Annotated in this window: 18 protein-coding genes; 12 read left to right on the top strand and 6 right to left on the bottom strand. The window is 44.7% G+C overall.

What is annotated here, in order from left to right; genetic code table 11:
* Positions 1-2,935, bottom strand: a 2,935-nt coding sequence (locus NC796_RS12545) for a hypothetical protein (protein WP_310684829.1), incomplete at its 3' end; no start/stop codon positions are given.
* Between the two features lie 696 nt (positions 2,936-3,631).
* Between NC796_RS12545 and NC796_RS12550 the strand changes: the two genes are divergently transcribed.
* On the top strand, positions 3,632-3,973 hold the full coding sequence (locus tag NC796_RS12550) for a hypothetical protein (protein WP_310684830.1): 342 nt from the start codon (positions 3,632-3,634) through the stop codon (positions 3,971-3,973).
* Between the two features lie 277 nt (positions 3,974-4,250).
* Here the strand turns inward: NC796_RS12550 and NC796_RS12555 are convergent, their stop codons facing one another.
* The 3 genes from NC796_RS12555 to NC796_RS12565 all read right to left on the bottom strand — a co-directional run bounded on the left by NC796_RS12555 (position 4,251) and on the right by NC796_RS12565 (position 5,663).
* The gene (locus tag NC796_RS12555; protein WP_310684832.1) at positions 4,251-4,511 is read right to left on the bottom strand and encodes a hypothetical protein; all 261 of its coding nucleotides are present in this window, start codon (positions 4,509-4,511) and stop codon (positions 4,251-4,253) included.
* Between the two features lie 269 nt (positions 4,512-4,780).
* Positions 4,781-5,260, bottom strand: a complete 480-nt coding sequence (locus NC796_RS12560) for a hypothetical protein (RefSeq protein ID WP_310684833.1) — start codon at positions 5,258-5,260, stop codon at positions 4,781-4,783.
* Between the two features lie 232 nt (positions 5,261-5,492).
* On the bottom strand, positions 5,493-5,663 hold the full coding sequence (locus tag NC796_RS12565; RefSeq protein ID WP_310684834.1) for a hypothetical protein: 171 nt from the start codon (positions 5,661-5,663) through the stop codon (positions 5,493-5,495).
* A gap of 553 nt (positions 5,664-6,216) precedes the next feature.
* Here NC796_RS12565 and NC796_RS12570 point away from each other — a divergent pair.
* From NC796_RS12570 to NC796_RS12590, 5 genes are all read left to right on the top strand, one after another.
* A complete protein-coding gene (locus NC796_RS12570; RefSeq protein ID WP_310684835.1) occupies positions 6,217-7,632 on the top strand; it encodes an arylsulfatase in 1,416 nt (471 codons plus the stop codon).
* 251 nt (positions 7,633-7,883) lie between these two features.
* On the top strand, positions 7,884-8,024 hold the full coding sequence (locus tag NC796_RS12575; RefSeq protein ID WP_310684837.1) for a hypothetical protein: 141 nt from the start codon (positions 7,884-7,886) through the stop codon (positions 8,022-8,024).
* Positions 8,025-8,170: 146 nt separating this feature from the next.
* Positions 8,171-8,515: a hypothetical protein gene (locus tag NC796_RS12580; protein ID WP_310684838.1), complete on the top strand. Its 345-nt coding sequence runs from the start codon at positions 8,171-8,173 to the stop codon at positions 8,513-8,515.
* Positions 8,442-11,315 carry a DUF6797 domain-containing protein gene (locus NC796_RS12585; protein WP_310684840.1) on the top strand — a complete coding sequence of 958 codons (2,874 nt, stop codon included), beginning with the start codon at positions 8,442-8,444 and terminating at the stop codon, positions 11,313-11,315. Before NC796_RS12580 ends, NC796_RS12585 begins: the two co-directional genes overlap by 74 nt.
* Before the next feature lie 620 nt (positions 11,316-11,935).
* Positions 11,936-13,702 (top strand): SLC13 family permease, encoded by a 1,767-nt coding sequence (locus NC796_RS12590; protein ID WP_310684841.1) that lies wholly within the window; start codon positions 11,936-11,938, stop codon positions 13,700-13,702.
* Positions 13,703-14,269: 567 nt separating this feature from the next.
* Here the strand turns inward: NC796_RS12590 and NC796_RS12595 are convergent.
* Together NC796_RS12595 and NC796_RS12600 are read right to left on the bottom strand one after the other, a co-directional pair.
* Positions 14,270-15,148, bottom strand: coding sequence for an LEA type 2 family protein (locus tag NC796_RS12595; protein ID WP_310684843.1), 879 nt, complete (start codon positions 15,146-15,148; stop codon positions 14,270-14,272).
* A gap of 454 nt (positions 15,149-15,602) precedes the next feature.
* Positions 15,603-15,977 (bottom strand): hypothetical protein, encoded by a 375-nt coding sequence (locus NC796_RS12600; protein WP_310684844.1) that lies wholly within the window; start codon positions 15,975-15,977, stop codon positions 15,603-15,605.
* Positions 15,978-16,024: 47 nt separating this feature from the next.
* Between NC796_RS12600 and NC796_RS12605 the strand changes: the two genes are divergently transcribed.
* The 6 genes from NC796_RS12605 (at position 16,025) to NC796_RS12630 (ending at position 20,786) form a co-directional block, all read left to right on the top strand.
* Entirely contained in the window at positions 16,025-16,177 is a 153-nt protein-coding gene (locus NC796_RS12605) for a hypothetical protein (RefSeq protein ID WP_310684846.1), read from the top strand.
* A 443-nt stretch (positions 16,178-16,620) separates the two neighbouring features.
* Complete coding sequence (locus NC796_RS12610; protein ID WP_310684848.1) at positions 16,621-17,985, top strand: hypothetical protein; 1,365 nt, start codon at positions 16,621-16,623, stop codon at positions 17,983-17,985.
* Between the two features lie 185 nt (positions 17,986-18,170).
* Positions 18,171-18,548 (top strand): hypothetical protein, encoded by a 378-nt coding sequence (locus NC796_RS12615; protein ID WP_310684850.1) that lies wholly within the window; start codon positions 18,171-18,173, stop codon positions 18,546-18,548.
* A gap of 151 nt (positions 18,549-18,699) precedes the next feature.
* Positions 18,700-19,596: a ThuA domain-containing protein gene (locus NC796_RS12620; protein ID WP_310684852.1), complete on the top strand. Its 897-nt coding sequence runs from the start codon at positions 18,700-18,702 to the stop codon at positions 19,594-19,596.
* 360 nt (positions 19,597-19,956) lie between these two features.
* Positions 19,957-20,403 (top strand): hypothetical protein, encoded by a 447-nt coding sequence (locus NC796_RS12625; RefSeq protein ID WP_310684854.1) that lies wholly within the window; start codon positions 19,957-19,959, stop codon positions 20,401-20,403.
* A gap of 59 nt (positions 20,404-20,462) precedes the next feature.
* Positions 20,463-20,786 (top strand): DUF6787 family protein, encoded by a 324-nt coding sequence (locus NC796_RS12630; RefSeq protein WP_310684855.1) that lies wholly within the window; start codon positions 20,463-20,465, stop codon positions 20,784-20,786.
* Positions 20,787-20,867: the final 81 nt, after the last annotated feature.

A 20,867-nucleotide genomic window follows, 5' to 3' on the forward strand; every position in this document is an offset into this window, starting at 1 on the left:
CGGTAGGGTTGGAAATGATATTCCATCCCGAATGAAGTGGAATGCTGTAGGTTCCCTGCTCGGAGAGCTCGACCGCCACCACGGAGGAAGAGTCCACTAACGGTTGGTTGGCCAGCACCCAAAACCCCCGGCCGGGGCCGAAGGTAAATCCTTCGGGATCCTCCCGGTAGGATACAAGGCTGTCACCGGTGGGGCTTTGCCGGTAGGCCGTCCATCCCGTCCCTGGCTCTCCCGGCAACAGGTCTGCCAAGGCGGACTGTTGGCGGCCGGGTAGGCCCACCAACTTGTAATCGGTGCTACGGGCCGCCTCCCCAAACGCCTGGGTCAGATGATAGGAAAAACTCGCAGGTTGGATAAAAGTACTAGCTATATTTGATAATTCACTATCATTATTTGCAAGATTCCTAGATTTTAAACTGTAATAATATCGTTTACCAGTTTTTGCTGTAGAATCGGTAAAAGAGGTAGCATCTGCTTTTAGTTTTGTAAGTTCTGTAGATAGCTTTTGTTCTGGACTGGTAGATCTATAAAGAATTGTTTCCTTTAAATAATCACTGGTACTTGGGGTCCATTCCAACTTTATAACTTTACTTGTTACTGTAGCATTTAAATTTGCTGGAGGAGTAGGAGTCTCTTTCCATCCTGGAGCTTTTACTTCAAAATAATGCTCTTTTGAACTGTTTAATCCAGGATTAATGACTTGAATTGACCAAGTCGATGATTTTAGGCCTAAGGCATGATTAATGGTTAATTGAGATTCGGATTCGAGACTAAACTTTATATTAGAAAAGACTTCTCCAGAACTAATATTTTTAAGTTTGATTGAAGATTCTGGCTTCAATCTACCTCCGTTAATAACAATTTCTTGTTTATCTTTTGAACCAGTAACGACATTTGGAGCTATGCTTGAAATGGTTGGAGAGGGGATGTTATCATCTCCTTTAAAATCCAATATATATAGCCCTTCTCTACTCGATGTAATAAAAATTTCGTCATTATTCAGTTCTACATCATTTGCATTACCGATAGTGTCATATCGCCCAATAACCTCTGGATTACGTGGGTCAGAAACATCTATGATAGCCAATCCCCCAAGTCCAGTTTCGGTATATACTAATCCATTGGAGACTGTTAGATTATCTATTTGGTAAGCCCCGAAAGGACCAAATGGACCAATTTCAGAAAGTTTTTGTGGGTTAGTTGGATCTGATATATCTAAAATTCTAAGTGCACCACCACCAGCAACAAATGCATATCTTTCTCCCACAAATACATTGTCAGATGTTCCACCAGGGTTGACAATAGATATTTCTTGTGGATTAGTGGGCTCTGATATATCAACAATTATTAAATCTGAACCAGGGCTGCCAGGAGTACCAATTCCTCGGGTTCTTTGGTTGGCTATATAAGCATAGGGACCAGAGGTATAAACATCTCTAATTACTCCAGAATTAGGCTCATAAATACCTCTTTGTTCAGGTGAAGATGGAGTAGTAATATCAAGTATCCGCATCTTATCACCAGAAGCGATGTATGCAAGATTATTGCTTATATGAACTCCGGTATTAGCCTCATCTTGATCAAGTTTAAAAGCTCCAATTTTTTGGGGTGCTTGTGGGTTTGAAACATCAAAAATTCGTAACGCCTCTAATCGCGGAGACGTGTATACATAATTATCTTTAGCTTCAATGTAGAAAGTAATTTCTCCGGGATTAAATGAGCTAATCTGCTGAAGTTCAGATCGATCAGCAAAATTTACTACAGTTCCTTCCTCGCTATAGATATTGTCATTGAGAATGCTAATAGTGCGATAAGTTGGGCCACCTGTAGTTATAGTATGTGTTTTCGTAGGATTTAAAGGTTCACTAATATCAAGTGTTACTAAACTATTTGATGCTAAAAAAGCCCTCTTTTCGATTATTGCTATATCAGAATTTGGAATTTCAAATGATTTAATTACTTGTGGTGTTTCGGGGTTTGTTACATCAACTATTTCGCCTTTTTTGCTATATCCATAATTGCCTTTAAACGCACTGATTGCAATCTCATTATCAATATTATTGACAACCTGTATCACATCCGGATCAGAAATATCAACCACGTACAAACCGGAATCTAATGTAGAACCATATATATAATTATTGAATAAAATTAAGTTATTTACCGATTCATCGGGTATTGAAATCCTACTGATTTCTGTTGGGTTCGAAGGATCGGATACGTTAATGGCCAATATTCCATCAAATTTATCAGATTTTGAAAAAACATAAACATGATCGTCTTTCAAGAGGAGATCCCGAAACTCATAAAATTTTTCTACATGACTAACTCTACTGGCTAACTTGGGATTCGAAGGATCAGAAATATTTATTATTACTAGTCCACTATAGCCCCCAGTCACATAAAGATGATTGCCTGATACTTTTAAATCACGAATTTCATTACCGGACAAGATATTGGAAGTAGAAATTCTTGAAATGGTTTTGGGTTTGTTCGGATCAGAAAAATCAACAATACTGACACCTGAAAGCCCCATCGCCGCAAATGCTAAGCTATCAGATATATCAAGGTCAGATATTCTTCCTGGAAGTATTACCTGCCCTTGCTCTTCGGGTATTCCCTGATCATTTAATCGAGTAATTGTTAAATTTGCTCCATGAGTAAAGATCATTAAGCTATCAATAGCTTCTACTGAATTTGGAGATCCTTCTGCATATCGACCTAATACTGTAAAGTTTTCATTTTCAGTAGATTTTAATTTCCCTTGATCTAATGACGAAACTGATTTTTCCTCTTGACCTTTTACATTGAAGTTCAGGCTAGATGAACTATTTATATGAAGCTCCTTTTCTTGGCTAAACACTTCCCCAAAAGGGGTAAAAGTTATAATTAAAGATAATAGCAAGATAGGAAGACTGTAGCTATAAATGTTCATAATGGATGGTCGACGTCCCAATTTGATGAAAACTTATATACCACCTTCTATAAAACTTTCTGTAACCACAAATTAAAATTGGTTAACTTTCTTAACCAGAAACAGTCAAAGTTGGGACATTTGTGGGTATATGGTGGATTACACAGGCAATTCGGAACTCAGAAACGGATACAGTTTTTGTCACCTCACCAGAATGGTTTTCCAATATAGGTAGGAAGTGCCTTCTTACTTAGGAACCTGATTACTGTCTAATATATGGCCAACATTTCTTACATAAAGCTACTGTTCAATAATTCGAAGTAGAATTGGATTCTTTGCTTAGATGGCTTAAACCCACATTTTGTGTACTGAGATGAAAATATTTCCTTTCTGGTGGGGGTACTTTTAGTATTTACTTTTGAAGAACATTTGCTGTATCTCCCTACCATTTCACTTGGAAGAAAATAGCCTATATGCTGGAATCGAATAAAGTGAGTAAGCAATAAACTGGTGCGGTTAATGTATATTAATAGGCAATTGCATTTGATTTTCTCTCACCGTCAGCGCAATCTGCGGAAAAGTTAGGGAGGGAATAGTATGGATTAAATGATTATCCTTTTTTGTAAGTAAAGGTTTGGACTAATAATAGCAATACTTATCGATACTTAAGTACTATTTTTTGGGGATTATTAATCACATTTAAAAAGGGAGGTTATTATGGCATTCGTCGAAGAAATTAAGAACTATACAGTTTCTTACTACGCTGGTGGTAAGAATACAAATAATTATCAATATAGGGCAATTATTGGACTAAGAAGGGAGGACGGAAGCTTAATAGGTGGTGCCTACTTTCATAGAAATGCGACCACCATGCCAAATACAGATAATCAAACGTCTTCTGGTTACTTGTGGTTTCACTATACGTGGGAGGATTTTCCTCAAGTTATGGACCTGCTTCGCAACGAGGGCCCCGTTTATGCCAGATATGTAGCAGGGGGCTGGCACTTAGGGTCTATCACAACATCTACTGAGCCGGTGGGTGAAGGTGAGCATCCCTAGGTCGAACTTCTTTCCATGTTTATAAGATATTAGCTCCGCTCCAAAAAGTGCGTCTTTCCCAGCACAGAATCCATTATTAAGTCCTTTGTTAAAGTGTTCTTCCCCTACTTACTATTTATCACATCTTGGTCAAGGTAAACCGTTGCTGGGTATCTTTGGTAAAGAACAGTTCCTGCTGGTTGGACTGAGTGCCTTTCTGTACTGGTATGTCATTGTATTAGGGAACGGGCTACGGCGAATACACGGCCAAATCAATTATCCTGGCTGAAAACTACTGCTAGGCCACTTTCTTTTTTGCGTAGTTGGACTGTATCAGGCCCTGAACCAAATCGTGGTACGATTTAATATGCGTTTCTCCCTTATCGGTTTCCAACATAATCACACCATTCAGCACCAATCGACACGCCATTCCCCGATATTCAAAGTCGACTATTTGCACCTTTTTCGGTGCATCTCGATATACGCGGCTGACGTTTTTTACAAACATTATTTCATAGGCCAACTGTTCTCGCAAGGATTGGAATAATCGTTCTTTCATTGTCTGCGCCCTCATTATTTGTTTTTGGTAATGTTTAAAAAACTGATCACGAGTTTCGTGCATTGGGTAGGTAATGAATCGGCAGATAAGAAACCGTAAGATGAAAAAAAATTAATTGCTCAGATGGGGATTTCGATGCTTGTTAGAAAATTATAACGCATTTCATCTAAAGACTGACCTTGAGCTCTTAGGTGTTGGGGATAACGTATTGGGAGATACGGAAAAGACTAGTTTATTCCTGCGTACCGAATCCTAACAGGAGTTGAAGTTTAGAGGAAAAAACCGCACGTATTTTCCATACAGCCTTGCCAAGCAATTAGCAGTACAAATAGACGGGGACTGTTGACAAAATGATGGCTTCTGTTGGTCGGTTCTAGAAGGTCTTTCTCCTTCTCTCTTAATGTAAATTGCACGTATGGTTCTTTTTGATATTGACAATAATCGATGGTTGAGCAGATTGCTCTTCTTATACTAGCCGATGTTTCACTATTTGAAGCAGAAGCAAGACTGAATAACTGTTCTATATCCTCCGGGTTTATGTTTATCCTGTAGGAAGCAGAACTTGCCTGAAGTCTAAACTTCATTACCTCATCAATATGTCTTACTTCGTCTGTTTTTCCTTTATCTACACAATCTTCTCTAGCGTCTCTCATTTTGATTAGAAAATTGCTTATAACTGGCAAACCTGCAGGTGCTGAAAATCCTGCTCCTAAAATGAATACATTATGATCATTATGTAAATTAGTCATGTTCCGTTGACTTGAAATTCATGTATATGTGTAGGTTTTAATAAAAGTCATAATATCTAAGTAATAACAAAATTTCTAAATTGTGTTTGCCAAGCATTGACTCCAGTCCGCTCCGCTCCCTTCCGGGGAACTCTTGTTCGTTTTAGTAAAGAGGAGAGGGAGGAAATAAAAAAGGGACGCTGGCTAGCGCCCCTTCTCTTTACCAAACCCTGACCGATAGGTTCCCAATCCATCAGCCAGGTAAAATTGGTTCACGTTTTAACGATTGATCGACTTCACCCGTATCCTCATCATAAGCCCATTGCGCAGGTTCCATATCTTTGGCCCACAGGTACAATTCTGTGATGAATTTAGAATCTGCCCAAACTTCGATATTTGGAGTTTTCTTTATCTTTTCGGCCATTTGGGGATTAGTCTTGCTGATATACTTTCGGAGCATGCGCTTAAATACAATAAGCTGGCGCCCTTTGAGTATATTTTCCGCTAGCAGGTCTTCCCCCCATGTATCGTCCTTGGTTTTTGAGCTTGTCTTGCTCCGTTTTTCCTATGTATTTGTCTACCATTTTTTGCAAAAAGGTAAAGTCAGGAATTAGGGTAGCGATAGAAAAATTCGATCATTCAAAATGAAATGGTAAAATGTTACCTGCAAGATACCCTCATTATAGAGGGGTGTTCTTCAAATGTCTTTGGTGGACCTTTAAATGCATTATTTTCATTGACAACATGCTTCCTGAATATGGGACATATTTAAAAAAGGGAGATATCGTAATTACCGGATCTGTATATGATAATCCTTCAGTTGATGGAAATGTGGATGTCAGACAGGAATACAGTACATTGGGAATGATCAATTTTTGAGATTCAATAATATAAAAATTGTGATAACAAAGATTATTTAAATAATGAAAGGCCTTCTCTCTCTTACCTACAGGTGTGAGTTATTTCTTGTTATATTTTTGCCTCTATTTTTTTATGGTTGTAATAATGGAACAGGGGAGAAACAACCTGATCCAAACATTGTCCTGATACTGGTTGATGATATGGGGTATGGTGATCTTGGCAGCTACAATCCTAATTCTAAAATTCCAACTCCTAACATTGACCATTTAGCAGATGAAGGAATGCGCTTTACGGATGCGCATTCTGCCGGGGCTTTATGTCACCCCGCCCGGTATGGATTACTTACGGGGCGATATCCATTTCGGACTGATGTAAATAGTTGGCCACATCAATCTGTGATTGAAGAGGAAAGAATGACTATCGCCTCCTTGCTGAAACAACAGGGATACCATACCGCAATGGTTGGAAAGTGGCACCTCGGGTTTGATGAAGATACAAGTGCCACAAACCGGTATGACCAGCTACTGCCTGGTGGTCCGTTAGATAGAGGTTTTGATCAATTTTTCGGAATTCGTGCCTCCACTGATATTCCACCCTATTTTTATATTCAAGGTAATAAAGCGATAGAATCCCCAACAAGTCATATTCAGGCTAATAATACTCCTGGGTGGTCGCCCATCCAGGGTAAGTTTTGGAGAGAAGGGGATATTGCTCCAGGGCTTAAGCTCAAGGATGTATTACCGCGGTTTACCGACGAAGCGATCAAGGTCATTAATACTCATTTGGAAGACACACAAAACCCGCCATTAATGTTGTATCTTGCATTACCGGCTCCACATACACCATGGTTACCGACGGAAAAATATGAAGACCAAAGTGGAGCTGGGCTATATGGGGATTTTACGGTCATGGTCGACGCAATGGTTGGCAAGGTTTTGGAAGCACTGGATGAAAATCACATGAGAGATAATACATTAGTAATGTTGACCTCAGACAATGGCCCCGTATGGTATGAAGAGAATGTTGAAAAATTCGGTCATGACTCTGCCGGTGGATTACGGGGAATGAAAGGAGATGCTTGGGAGGCAGGTCATCGTATGCCTTTTATTGTGCGTTGGCCGGGAAAGGTTAAGGCTGGGGCAGTCAGTGATGAGTTAATTAATTTTACTGACGTAATGAGTACGTTAGCTGATATCGTAAATGTTAAACTCCCAGAAAATGCAGGTGAAGACAGTTATAGTTTCCTCCCGGTTTTAGAAGGAGATCAGCACGAGCGACCACCGATGGTTATACCCTCTTTGGCCGCCCGGGACAGTGATCTAAAGACGATTCGATCGGGCAAATGGAAACTTATCACGGGGCGGGGGTCCGGTGGTTTTTCCGACCCCCGCAGTCTGCCGCCTGAAACCGGGCCGGCCGGACAGCTGTATAACCTGAATCAGGACCCTGGGGAAACGGTAAACCGGTACGGGAATCATCCTGATGTTGTGGATTCGCTGACCAGGAAACTTCAGCAGATACAAGCTGAATAAAGTATATTTTATATTAAAAATTCTGTGGCTAATAACTCCCCTTTTGATAAGATAAGCATTGAATATGTGTTTATATCTGTACAGGGAGAGAGCCAAATGTAATATCGACGTATGCGTCGTCCAAAGGTTGAAAGCGAATAAATGTTAATTTTCTTGACGTTTTCTTGGTTCCAAGAGTTATCTAGGAAGAAACTCCGTCCCATCTTGAAGGATATCTATGAATCAGTAAAACTGTATAAGTCACAATATTTATGGGATTTCCGTCCGCCACCATTTGGCCGGATGAGAGTTTTCCCAGCTTTGATGAGACGGTGACTGAAGGTCCCTTCCGTTTGCAGGCAGAGAACTCACGGGTATGCTTTGCCAATATCGCCATTCACCGTATCTACTAACAGTACAAAAGAGCATGAATTAGGTTAATTATTGTAATATGAAACGATTAAATACTTGTCTAGAAATGGTTGCAAAATTTAAAAGGGCCATATTTATATGCTTGTCGGTGAGTCTATTTGTTCCGTTGCTGACTCAAGCCCAATCTTTGTCAGAAATTACCGGGAAGTGGGAGTTTAGTATTCAGTTTGAAGAGGGGGAAAGTGACAATGGTACCATAAGTATTTCCGGTGAACCGGGATCTTACAGTGGTATCTTTGATATGAAGAGTAGTTCTGTTACACGAAAGCTGCAGGATATTGTCTATGAGGATGGTCGCCTCACCTTTATAGTAGAGAGACTTTATGCCACGATTTCTGTTGATGTAGCTATTTCTGGCAATAAGATGGTAGGCAAGATGATCTTCGGCGGAGATTCCCATGGAAGGGACCCGCGTATCCGAGACCACAGGGGCGGTTATCGACCATGCAGCAGTGATCAGAAGTTTAAATGAGGAGACCCTGCAGCAAGGCAAGCAGTTTTACGACCAGGTATGCGCGGCATGCCACGGTGCCGACGGGAGTTCGAACCTGCCCACGGCACGATCCTTCAACAGCGATGAATTTAAATATGGTTCTGACCCCTACAGCATGTGGAAAACAATTGTTGAGGGAGCCGGGCAGATGGGCGCCCAGCGATGGTTGTCACCAGAAGACACCTATGCCGTAGTCCAGTATATCCGCGAAGAACTGGTGAAGGGCGAAAATCCCGAAATGTATTTTGATATTACTGAAGATTACCTGGAAGGACTGCCGGAACCTTCGATGTCTACCCAGCAGTTGGACCAAATGATAAAAAATGAGGCCCTGTCCGGATCCCAGGAATATGGTCAGCTTTATTTTACGGATAACCTGGGGGAGTACGGGAACGCGCTCTATTCCTCGCTGAATGACCGTGCCAATGATGCTCTGATTGTTAAGTTGGCCGATCAGGTATACATAGGGTATAACCCACAGCGGATGTCCACCGTGGCCGCATGGCAAGGCCAGCTTGATCTGAGCGAAACCAAATACCAGCTCTACCGCGGTGAGGGGGAACCGATGATAGATGGACAGGAATTGAATGGTATGGAACGCATGCACTGGAGCTACCAGGATCGCTACGGCCAGCTGAATAACCTGGTATCAGAGCGGACCCCCTATCCCGATGAGTGGCTGGATTACCACGGCCATTACCAGCACGGCGAGGAAATGGTACTTTCCTACTCGATTATGGGTCGCAAGGTCCTGGAGATGCCATCGGCTCACATGCTGCAGGGCGTGCCGGTCATACAGCATACCATGAAAATTGAGCCGGGTGACTCCTGGCGGAAAATTGTGCTGGGCGGTCTCGGCGACTGGGAAACAGAGGCTGTCAAAAAAGGCGTGTTTGCCTTGGGGAATCCCAATGGCGCCGAAGGACTTAGCGAAGAGCATTGGGGTAATCCACATGAAAGTATAGTCGTTACCGCTCCCGGAGACGGAGGCACAATGGATGATTTTTTTGCCGCCGGCGTGCAGGGCGATACCGAAGGCATGCGATGGGTAATCGAAGATCCCCATCAGGTGGCCCTCTACATCCCGGCCTCTGACAAGGAGCAAACGATTCGGATCCACCGCTTCAGCGGGCAGGGGCAGGCCCAGTATCTGGCCTTTGCCGGATACCTGTCTGACGGGCAGGCCAGAGCAATTACTGATCCTGCAACATATACCACAGGTGGGCAGCGCGTCTGGAAAGAGACCATCGTCACCAAAGGACAACTTAATGCCGGTCGGCCACATTACGACCCGATCCATTACGGAAAGGCCAACCAGGAAGCCCCCGAAAACCTGGTTACTATCCAGGAACATTATCCATACACGGTTGACCAGATTACCCTGCCGTTTGACAATCCATGGGGTAGCTGGATACGCCCCTCCGGGTTCGACTTTTTCCCTGACGGGCGCGCGGTGGTCAGTACCTATGCCGGGGACATGTGGATGGCTGAAGGTATTGATGATGATCTAGATGAAATCCAGTGGCAGCGCATTGCCACTGGGCTGTACGATCCGTTTGGCGTGAAGGTGAAAGACGGGCAAATCTACGTGATCTGCCGTGACCGCATCATGCGCCTGAATGATCTGAACGGGGATGGAGAGACCGATTTTTATGAATCATTCTTTGCGGACACTGATGTCTCGGACGTGCCGGTACAGGCTTACAACTTTTCGCTGGAGACCGACAGCAAGGGCAACTTCCTGTATGCCAAAGCCGGGCAATATACCAACAACGACGAGCCGGGTAATCTCATCCGGGTAAGCTCGGACGGGAAAACCCAGGAGTCGGTGGCCATCGGCTTCCGCGCCCCCAACGGGGTCACCGTTGATCCCCAGGACCGCATTTACGTAAGTGATAACCAGGGCAACTGGATGCCGGCCAATAAAATAAGTATTGTAGAAGAAGGTGGATTTTACGGGTACATCCCGTCCATAAAGTCCTCTGTGACTAATCCCGGTCCGAAGGAATACCAGATGCGCCCGGACCTGGCCAAGTATCCTAAAAATGGAGCGGTATTGCCCCTGAGTTTTGACAAGCCGATCATCTGGATGCCCCAGGCGTTTGACAATTCCCCGGGCAACGGGGCCTGGACACCCACCGAATGGGGGCCGCTGGGCGATCGACTCATTTGGACCAGCTTCGGTAAAGGGTGGGCTTACCAGGTGTTGATGGATCAAGTGGACGGGACCACACAGGCGGCTGTCTCGGCCCTGCCGTTCCAGTTTGACAGCGGAACCCAGCGTGCGACCGTCAATCCTGCCGACGGGCAGTACTACCTGGCCGGCGTGACCGGATGGGATGATGCGTTTGCACAGAAATATGGATCGTTTGACCGCATCCGGTACACCGGTGGGATAGGCTTCGTGATAGATGCTGTTAACGTGCGTTCAAACGGTATCGCTATTACATTCAACCAAGAGCTAAACGCCGAAGTGGCTACCCAAAGCGAAAATTATACGGTCAAACAGTGGAACTACCGCTGGAAAGAGCATTATGGCTCGGAAGACTGGTCGGTCCAAAACCCCGAGCAAACCGGCAAGGATGACGTACCAGTAAAGGATGTTGAGCTCTCTGGCGATGGACAGACCATATTGATTCAAATATCGGATCAGTACCTGCAGCCAGTCGATCAGATGCGCATACAGTTGAGGCTGGAGTCGAAAGACGGAAGGCAGTACAAAGACACGATCTATCTGACCATCCACAAAGTGCCGGGCCAAGAAGTCTCACAAAACTAGCATTCTAAGCAGTTAACAAAAATCGGAGTGAAACCAGGATTGAGTATGAAGGTGTTGCCACCAAAAGTAATTCAAGCACTGTGTAATCCATTGGGAAAAACGATCATAATGTCTGATGAATTAGCAAACAGGACAGATTTTTCGGTGGGAATGTTACCTGATGATTTAGGAGTGTACAAGTTAAAGGGTAAGAAAGAGAAGATGAGGTTATTTTCTATAAAGCATTAAGAGAATATTCTAACAGGTGAGGTTAGAAATGTTGGGATAGGCTAAATATCAACCATTTGTTTGAGATCCATATAATCAAAAGGTCTCCTAAACCAACAATACCAGCATATTATTCTCAATTCTATATTGAAACGTAACAGTAACAGATTACTTCCCTAAAGCTACCAATATTGTCCAAAATGTAGGTTTCCAATCCATCAGCCAGGTAAAATCGGTTCTCGTTTTCATGATTCATCAACTTCCCCCGTTTCCTCATCATATGCCCATTGAGCGGGTTCCATATCTTTTGGCTAGAATTTTGCAAGAGTAAAACAATACTTCAGAATAAAAATTATAAGGTGTATTATTGAACAGGTTTCCATGTAAATGATACCAACAAGCTTGGTCCTCAGATGATAGCTCAATGGATTGTTTTAGTTGTAATTATGGGTTGCTTTTTGGTATTGGTTACCACGACCATATCTGCTGATATTGTTTTTCTGTGTGGGCTGGCCGCTTTAATCGTATTAAATGTTGTTCCCCCGGAAGAGGCGCTTTCGGGCTTTGCCAATCAAGGCATGTTAACGGTTGCCGCGCTGTATGTTGTAGCGGCGGGCCTTAAAGAAACAGGAGCTATTCAAGTTCTCGTTAACAAAATCATCGGTACCTCGAGAACGGTTCAGCGAGCCCAGCTACGGTTGATGACTCCCGTCATTTTTATAAGCTCTTTTATCAACAACACCCCGGTTGTGGCCTCCTTTATACCGGCCGTACAGGATTGGTCGCGCAAGAAAAAAATCCCTGCTTCCAAACTTTTAATTCCATTGAGCTATGCGAGCATACTCGGTGGCACGTGCACCTTGATTGGAACCAGCACCAACCTGGTTGTAAACGGGCTGTTAATTGATGAAGGATCCACAGAGGGGATCGGTTTTTTTGAAATAGCCTATATCGGGGTGCCCTGCGCCATCATTGGCTTCATATATATTATGTTAGCGAGCGGTAAGCTGCTGCCCGACCGAGGCTTGGGGTTGAGTTTGTTCAAGGATCCAAGGGAATATACCATAGAAATGATTGTGGAGAAGGGAAGCCAGTTGTCCGGTAAATCACTGGAGGAGGCAGGCATATACGGCCTGCCCGGTCTTTTTATCATGGATATTTATCGAGATGACGAGGTTGTTACGGTTACTAATCCGGGGCAACTGCTGAAAGAAAACGATCGAATAGTTTTTGCAGGGATCCTGGATTCCGTGGTTGATCTGCAACATATCAAGGGATTAAAACCGGCTACAGATCAGATATTCAAATTAGATTCACTTCCCAGTGATCGTGTCCTGGTAGAAGCCGTGATATCACCGACCAATCCATTGAATAACAGGACTATCAAAGAGGGCCGGTTCAGAGATATGTACGATGGCGTGGTGCTCGCAATTGCCCGAAATGGGGAACGCATCCGGGAGAGTGTCGGGGATATCAAGTTAAAAACGGGGGATACCCTGTTGCTGGAGACCCTGCCTTCTTTCCTGGAGCGATATAAAAACTCCAGTGATTACTCACTGATAAGCAATATTTCATATTTCAGTCCCCGTGCTGACGAAAAGGCCAGGATTGCATGGGTGATCCTTGTTGGAATGGTCGTGCTTGCAACCAGCGGTATGTTGAGCATGTTCCAGGCATCATTCCTGGCTGCAGCGGCCATGGTCCTGACCCGATGCTGCCGTCCGCAGGTAGCGAAGGAGAACGTGGACTGGGCGGTATTGATAGTGATTGCTGCCTCAATAGGTATTGGAAATTCTCTGGAGGTAACGGGAGCGGCTGAGATGATGGCCAATCAGATCCTGGATATCGACAACAATAACCCGTATTTCTTCCTGGCCACCACCTATTTGGCAACGACGTTGCTCACGGAGATTATCAATAATAATACCGCAGCTGTTTTGATTTTCCCCATTGCAATATCTATTGCAGCCTCCCTTCAACTTAATTACGAACCGTTTGTCATTGTTATCATGATGGCCGGTTCAGCCAGTTTTGCTACGCCTATAGGATATCAAACCAATTTGATGGTGTACGGCCCGGGAGGGTACAAGTTTACGGACTTCGCCAAAATAGGGCTGCCCCTGAATGTGATTGTTGGGATCATTACGGTGTTGCTTGTCCCCCTTGTTTGGCCTTTTTGAAAACGGATCGGGAAGGGGAAGCGGGTACACGTCTACTAAAATAACGTCAGTTTGAGATAAAAACTGTCATTGCAAAGAGGGATTCAGCGACCATCGGGATCCCGAAAACTTTCGGAAGGCAATCTCCCGGTGGGTGAACAGAAAAACGGACGGGGGGGATCGCCGCGTCGACCTCATCATTAAGCCAAAAGGGGCAACAAAGCCTCCTCGCGATGACAGTTACTATTTTGAATTAGTCTTATCTCTCAGGTTTAAAATAGGCATACCGACAGGCTGTTTTGACTGGAATTGCTATAAAAAAAGGCCCCTGACCTCAGTCAAGAGTATCAGGGGCTAATTCATCAAGAGAGACGCTACTTGAGCGTACTTTTACAACAAATTAAACAGGAAATTATTTCCCATTACGCGTGGAAAATATTTTTTAAAAAATACCCCGACTGCGATCAAACGGCCGGGGTAACACTCTTACGAAAACCACCTAACATTTATAGACAGGTTTCAAGCCAAATCCTTACAAAAAAATTTAATTTTTTTTGGAAACAGGCTTCAAGGCGTGTAAAGGCTGTTTTAGCGTTGTAACGAGACCTCGCCATCCCGGTTAAATGTAAAATCGATGACCCCAAGCAACGGCTGGTCTGCGTCTAGGGAGAAATTGCCATCCAGCTCATACCCCACATCCTGCGAGCCGGAAAGGAGCTGAAATGCCGAGACGCCCATCTGGGCAATATCCAGGTTTATGGGAATATCGAGCTGGGTAACCCCGTCCCGGGCGATGTTGATGTTTTCCAGAGCCTTTCCCTGTGCCCACTGTCGGCCGTCAATGTCCAGGCTGTATTCAAAACCGTTGATGTCAAACCCGATGCCGTTTGGATTGTCGAATTCCATACCGAGGGTTACCTTTGCACTGCTTAAACGGAGCTCCTCCACCCGCAGGCTGTTAATGCGGATGCTGGGCAACCGAAGCAGTGGGATGTCGCCCGAATGGCGGACCGGCACCTCGGTTCTGCCAAGGCCGGGCAGGTCAAAGGCAAAGGTGCTTTTAAATTGATATGCTGCCTCGTCTCGGTTTGCCAGGTTTTCAGCTGTAGTGTAGATCTCTTTGAAATCGAGTCTAATGGGCACCTCGAAGGTACTTTGACCGGATGCCTCAATACGGGTCTGATTGTCCTGCCGGCCACTCGCAAAGGTCTGTTGACTGATATCCAGCGTGTAGTCGTAGGACTGCATCTGCACCGAAAGCGCATTGGGGTTGTCCACGGTGACATCAAAAGCCAGGTCAATGCCGTTGAAATCGAAACCGGTAACCTGCACATCGGTCACCGAAAGACGTGGTTTCTGAACGCTGTTGGCCAGATCCTGCAGGGTCGAGCATCCCTGGATGAGCAGGAGGAAAAAGCTGAGAATTACGACGTATAATTTATGGGAAGACGTGGTGCAATGGGACATATTGTTAGCTGTAGTTAGAAATTAGGGATGAATATTCTCACAATCCAGTTCTTAAACAATAGCAAAACATGCTAAGCGGTCATAATAGACTAACGTCAGTTCGAGATAAAATCTGTCATAGAGGATTTCCGCGACCATCGGGATCTCGACAGTGGGAGGCCATCTCCTAATAGCATGAACAAAAAATCGGGCAGGGAGATCGTCACGTCGATCTCACTATGGAGCCCACTACTATTAAAGACGCCTCCTCGCGATGACAGTTACTTTTTTGAGTGATTCTCATCTCGAAATCAGGTTAGATTATGTGTCATCCTGAACTTGTTTCAGGATCTCGTATGGTCTGAAACCATGATCTGGCTCAAACTTTCATTAACGTGTATAATCGTTACAGGTTTTGATGTACCGGTTAGCTGTGGAAATGGTTCCGGAAGAGATGATCCACCGTTTCAACGCCTCATTTATAGCCGTGATTTTTATCCGCCAAAATTGCCTCCCCTTTGGTCAGCCAGGAAATGCCGAACGCTGTCACTGCAACGGCTTCGAACCAAAATACTGGTTGGTACGGCTTGATATAGGAAGTGGCAGACTCGGGCAGCAAAAAGTAGATGGGGATGAGCACGATGCAGCATAGCATGGTATAGCCACAAAATTTATACACCATATTGCGCTTAATTTTTTCTTCAGTAGGCTGTTTGTCAGGATCTGTTTTGGTAAACAGGAAGAGTGAGAAATAGACGAGTGTGGTAAGAAAAAGGGCGGCAAAAGCGAGGTGAATATAGCCTGTAATGCCGGTATCATCCGGGGTTTCAAATGTGGGGAACAACGCCACCCCAACGGCGAATATACAGCCCAGGTCACCGGCGATGTCATCCGCTCGTGTCCCTTGTAGGAAAACATAAAGAACCCGATCACGAAGAGTATTCCCACGAACACATCACCCATCCCGGTGTAGTAATAGTCACTTACAGAGAATTGAAGGCCGGTACCGAAGAGCAGCAGGGCGCCAAAATAGAGCACAAAGGGAAATAGTGTGCCCAACAGGCCTATCGTTTTCCGCAGCGCCAGGTAAGAAATTACCAGTGAGCGATGTTGTGATTGTTTTTCCATATCTCCCCTTTTTAAAATTCACCCTCTTAAGGTTACAAAATATGATTAGCACATGTAAATAAATGTCATTTTTAAACCTTTAAATTTAATGTAAAGAAATGGGAACAAAGGTCACTAATATGGGTATACATTATACGCTCAAGTAGCGTCTCTCTTGATGAATAGCCCCCTCCATCTCTTGATTGAGGTGAGGGGGATTTTTTAAAGCTTTCTGGAGCATCTCTGGGAAGTTCCCATCATTCTATGTCACATGCTTGGATTCCATAAGAGTGTGATGTAATTTAGTTTATTCACCTGTATTTACTCCCATCCCTCCCCGATCCCTGTCGCAATTAATGGAGACCTGAATTCAAAAGGACCATCAAATGAGCAAACCCACGGGTAGTGCAAATGAGACATCCTGGAAGAACTTAATCAAAATTCTCAAAGGCAGACGATCACGTCGTTTTGGACTGGGCATGGAGATGGAGTCTGGGCCGATGGCCTATAAAAGTCGGCATGAGGGATTGCCACTCACTGAGGAAGAGGAAGCCCTGCTTGCCTATGCGGCTTGTGGAATAACGGGTCACGCGCTCGGTGACCTGGTCTACGACCGGGGGCAGGGGGGGACGATCATGGCCGGATTGAGCGGACGGACCATTCCCAGCGGCGATGCCATTCAAACGTGCTCCCTGATCGTGATGAACAGCGAAGGGGCCTACTACATCAAACGCCCGCAGGATGTTGCCCCTGCCCAGGTAAAAGCGTGGATAACCCTGGCAGAACAGGAAGACTACAGGGAGCTTTACCGTCAAAGTCGGGTGCAAATTCTTGAAGGCCGTTCCCATCCACCGCTGGAGCCGTTCTTTAATATCAACTGTAACAAGTGGTCGCTGTATGATCCCAATGCCACCTATTTCCTACCCGTCGAGGATTTTACGATGATGTATATCAACGCGCTGCTCGAAATTTTTAACGAACACAACGGCATCTATCCGCTCGATGAACGTGCCGGCTTTCGGCCTGCGGGAATCAAGAAATTTGCCAAAAGTCGCGGCGGTCACCTGGAGGATGATCCCCGTAAGGAACATGTCATAACCATTCAGCAGCTGGAGACGTTGGTCACAGAATTTGTAACTGCCGAATCGGGAATGATAATCCAAAATATGGCGCTCATGACACAGGCGATGGGGCTGGGTGGCTTTCCGCACTGGGCCGCGCACTATTATGGGTGGTTCAAAGCATTGGGATTTAAGATGAAGGAAGTCCGTGCCTCTCGTTTTTTGGGTATGGGCTGGTTGTACCGTTTGATGGCCAGGCTGTTGCAACGGGATACGACAGTCCCGTTCGTGTTGGGATTGGAAACTGAAGATGAGGTCCTGATAAAACCATTTTGTCCCCCCAACTATGCCACTATGGAGGATGCAGTGCATGCAGTTGTGGATATGAAATGGGGATCCCAGGGTATTTTTGGGGAAGGGGCCAGGCAAGGTGTATGGCAGGATCCGGATAAGATTAGCCGGGCCGCTCCCGAACCGAGTGACGCAACAATTGAGGCAACAATAGCATACTGTAACTATATATACAATCGATATGGGCGATTCCCTGCTTACCAAATGCCATTGCGTACCCTGCTGGGCTACCAGGTAAATCATGTTGACGTAGAGTTTTACGATCGTTTTTATCGGCCGGAAGCGCTCACAGATCTGCAGCGGCAGCACGTAGAGCACTGGCACGATCAGGACTTGTAATAAGGAATTGATTTATCAGCGTGGCGATTATCGCACTCTGGTGACACTGTAGCGTAAGGCAGAATAGCAGAATATTTGCTACAGAAGGTAAGATATGGAAATTATTAGAAGGATATTTAAGTTGAAGAATATTATGGGAGGATGTTCATCTAGGGGGTAATTTTCATAATCAACCGGAGGTTGTAATGAAAGGGATAGCAAATATTGAGGGTTATGCACTTCTATCTGTAGTCTGGGCATTTATATTGATCCTCTGCATTACCCCGCCACTCGTGGCGCAGGAGTCTATAAAGATTGACTACATTCAGAAAAAACAAGGGGATTACTTTGCGGTGCTTGAATTGCCAGGTGATGAGTACTTGGTAATCGGCACGAGAAGTATGCTGCGAAGGAGCATGCGAATAGACCAGATGTTTGGCAATGTGGGAAATATTGAACTTCTGGTTAGCCTGACCAACGGAAGGCAACAATATATAAACGGTCGTGTAATGGACAACGGGCGCAACAGAACTTTTTATTCGAAAAGTTCGGCCCGCCAGTTTGTTCGGAGACTTACAGAGTAGTGCCACATATAATTAGCCTCTTCTATTCAGCCTCCTTCTCTATTAACATTTTTGCCAGTAACACAGCTAATAACACTTGGCAATCCTTCTTTTTTTATTCAGATATTATTTATAGCATATCCTGAATTGATAACCACAAGCAGAAAAGGATATGTCAAAATTTTTGCGTCTCATTACGGCAGGTGTACTGATATTGGCAGCTATAATGTTGACGGTTCCCGCCCATGGACAAGAATCTATTAGTACACTGGTCATCACGGGAGCGGCTCCTTATGGATATCACCCTTGGGAAAGTAATATTGAACTGATCGAACCCCGACTTGAGACGTTCGGCATTACCGACACCGAATACCATATTGCTCATGGCCTGGAAGACTGGCGCAAATGGGAAGGCAGTTACAGTGATTATGATGCCATCGTTATCATCTACTACTGGTCACAGGCACCGGAGCAAGAGCTCGAAAAGCTGGATCGATATGTCCGGCAGGGTGGAGCACTGGTCGTGGTTCATTCTGCATTGGCAGGGTTTTGGAAGCAGGATATTTTCGACGGGTGGACCGGCATCGCCTACCGCGAAAGAGACGCTGACTACGGCCACAACCTTGCATTCAATAAGGAGGGACAACGAATTATTCGATCACCCGGCGAAGGCGATGGTTCTGCACATGCTCCTATCGATACCTTCCGGATCGAAACCAAAGATCCCAATCACCCGATTATGCAGGGACTCCCTGAAACCTGGATGCAGGCACGCGATGAGCTTTATTATAATCTTCGTGGACCGAACACAAATATCCGCGTACTGGCTGTAGCCCAGGCACCAGACGGCACTTATGCTCCCCAGGCATGGGTTCGGAGGCATGGCAGTGGGCGTATCTTTTGTCTCACTCCAGGTCATCACGCTCCCGGAGCTTCTTCGGTAGGGTTTATTACACTGTTGGCCCGAGGTATCGAGTGGGCTGCAACGGGACAGGTTACAACGCCGATTCCCACAAACTTTCCCGGCACGAGAGAACCAATAACAGAACTGCCGCAATTCAACAGGTAGGCTTTTGGGTATGTGGACCCGCCGTCATTTGTTGAATCCCCGAATATCAAGATTTGAGAGCAGGCCTGTTCAAAAACCTGCCCCCCTTGGATTAATACCAAATGTCACCATGTTGTATAGACTGGATGCTCTCGGCCAGCCGATACAGATGGTTATTTGGCAGTGAATAGCCAGTAACTGTATATCTTATAGGAATTAATGTCGATTTTGATTTAAAGTCAATATAATTTTTTAAGCGATTACTTTAATGTCAGCAGGTTCGTCAGCATAAAATTTTATGGCGTCCATGGTGTATCCTGTAACATCTGCTTTGATCCTTCGGGGTTAATTACTACCTTCGGGAATCAAATAAATTTGTAGATGCAACAGGTCAGATATACATACAGAAATAGTATCCGTGGTATAACAACCCTTTTGCTTTTCCTGCTGGCAATGCATTTCTCAGGCTTACAGGGGTTGGCGGAAAGTACCGCTAATAACCTTGAGGCCGGATCGGTAGAGGTTGCAACGACCAGCGAAGGTGCTTTTACCTCCTCAGCCCGTCCGGAAGTGAATTCCGAGCTATTGCAGGGATATACTATTTCTCTCCAAGAAAAAGCTCACAATACCATATCGTCTTTGTTGTTTCTGAGTGAGGAGGAAAATGGAGAGTTTGATAAAAAGCGAATGCTGCAATTTCCTTACGGGATATTAGCTTTTCTTACGAACTCATCAGCTTTCCAGGGGTTTCCCGATACTACCTCCGCTCTTGACTTTATTCAGACCTTTGCCAACACCCACCTTTTAACGGTTGTTTTACTGCATTAGGCTTCCTCTCACCAACAGGAAAGCTCATTAACTCAATGATTAAGCAGTAAAACATTTTAATGGAAAAACTATTCAACAAAATACAATCACGCTGGGGAATTCAAGATTATCCTCACCTGGCAAAAGTGTTGTTGATTTTTGCAATAGCGGGTTTGACAGCTCTTTACGTTCGAACATTGGCCTTCCGATGGCTGGAATTTAATCAGCAGACCCCGCTCTGGGAAGAGGCTGTCGCCTGGGTGGTGTTTGTGATCCCATCCTACAATGTGGTACTGCTGCTATACAGTTCGTTGCTGGGTCAGTTTGACTTTTTCTGGCGTTTTCAAAGAGATAACTATCTAAGGATCAAGGATTTTGTGGTTGCCCTCTTGCCCAAATTTTGAGGCCTTTCCGCAAAGTTGCTCCGCGATATTTTAAGCCGGGACGTTTTAACCATGCTACTAAAATTCTATTTGTACGATTTT

The sequence above is a fragment of the Aliifodinibius sp. S!AR15-10 genome (genome assembly GCF_031569985.1).
GTDB lineage: Bacteria > Bacteroidota > Rhodothermia > Balneolales > Balneolaceae > JAMQKA01.

Coding starts and splice junctions, on each gene's coding strand:
- NC796_RS12630 (WP_310684855.1), top strand. CDS start 20,463: ATGGAAAAACTATTCAACAAAATACAATCACGCTGGGGAATTCAAGAT.
- NC796_RS12555 (WP_310684832.1), bottom strand. CDS start 4,511: ATGAAAGAACGATTATTCCAATCCTTGCGAGAACAGTTGGCCTATGAA.
- NC796_RS12550 (WP_310684830.1), top strand. CDS start 3,632: ATGGCATTCGTCGAAGAAATTAAGAACTATACAGTTTCTTACTACGCT.
- NC796_RS12595 (WP_310684843.1), bottom strand. CDS start 15,148: ATGTCCCATTGCACCACGTCTTCCCATAAATTATACGTCGTAATTCTC.
- NC796_RS12585 (WP_310684840.1), top strand. CDS start 8,442: ATGGAAGGGACCCGCGTATCCGAGACCACAGGGGCGGTTATCGACCAT.
- NC796_RS12590 (WP_310684841.1), top strand. CDS start 11,936: ATGATAGCTCAATGGATTGTTTTAGTTGTAATTATGGGTTGCTTTTTG.
- NC796_RS12565 (WP_310684834.1), bottom strand. CDS start 5,663: ATGGCCGAAAAGATAAAGAAAACTCCAAATATCGAAGTTTGGGCAGAT.
- NC796_RS12615 (WP_310684850.1), top strand. CDS start 18,171: ATGAAAGGGATAGCAAATATTGAGGGTTATGCACTTCTATCTGTAGTC.
- NC796_RS12610 (WP_310684848.1), top strand. CDS start 16,621: ATGAGCAAACCCACGGGTAGTGCAAATGAGACATCCTGGAAGAACTTA.
- NC796_RS12620 (WP_310684852.1), top strand. CDS start 18,700: ATGTCAAAATTTTTGCGTCTCATTACGGCAGGTGTACTGATATTGGCA.
- NC796_RS12625 (WP_310684854.1), top strand. CDS start 19,957: ATGCAACAGGTCAGATATACATACAGAAATAGTATCCGTGGTATAACA.
- NC796_RS12560 (WP_310684833.1), bottom strand. CDS start 5,260: ATGACTAATTTACATAATGATCATAATGTATTCATTTTAGGAGCAGGA.
- NC796_RS12575 (WP_310684837.1), top strand. CDS start 7,884: ATGGGATTTCCGTCCGCCACCATTTGGCCGGATGAGAGTTTTCCCAGC.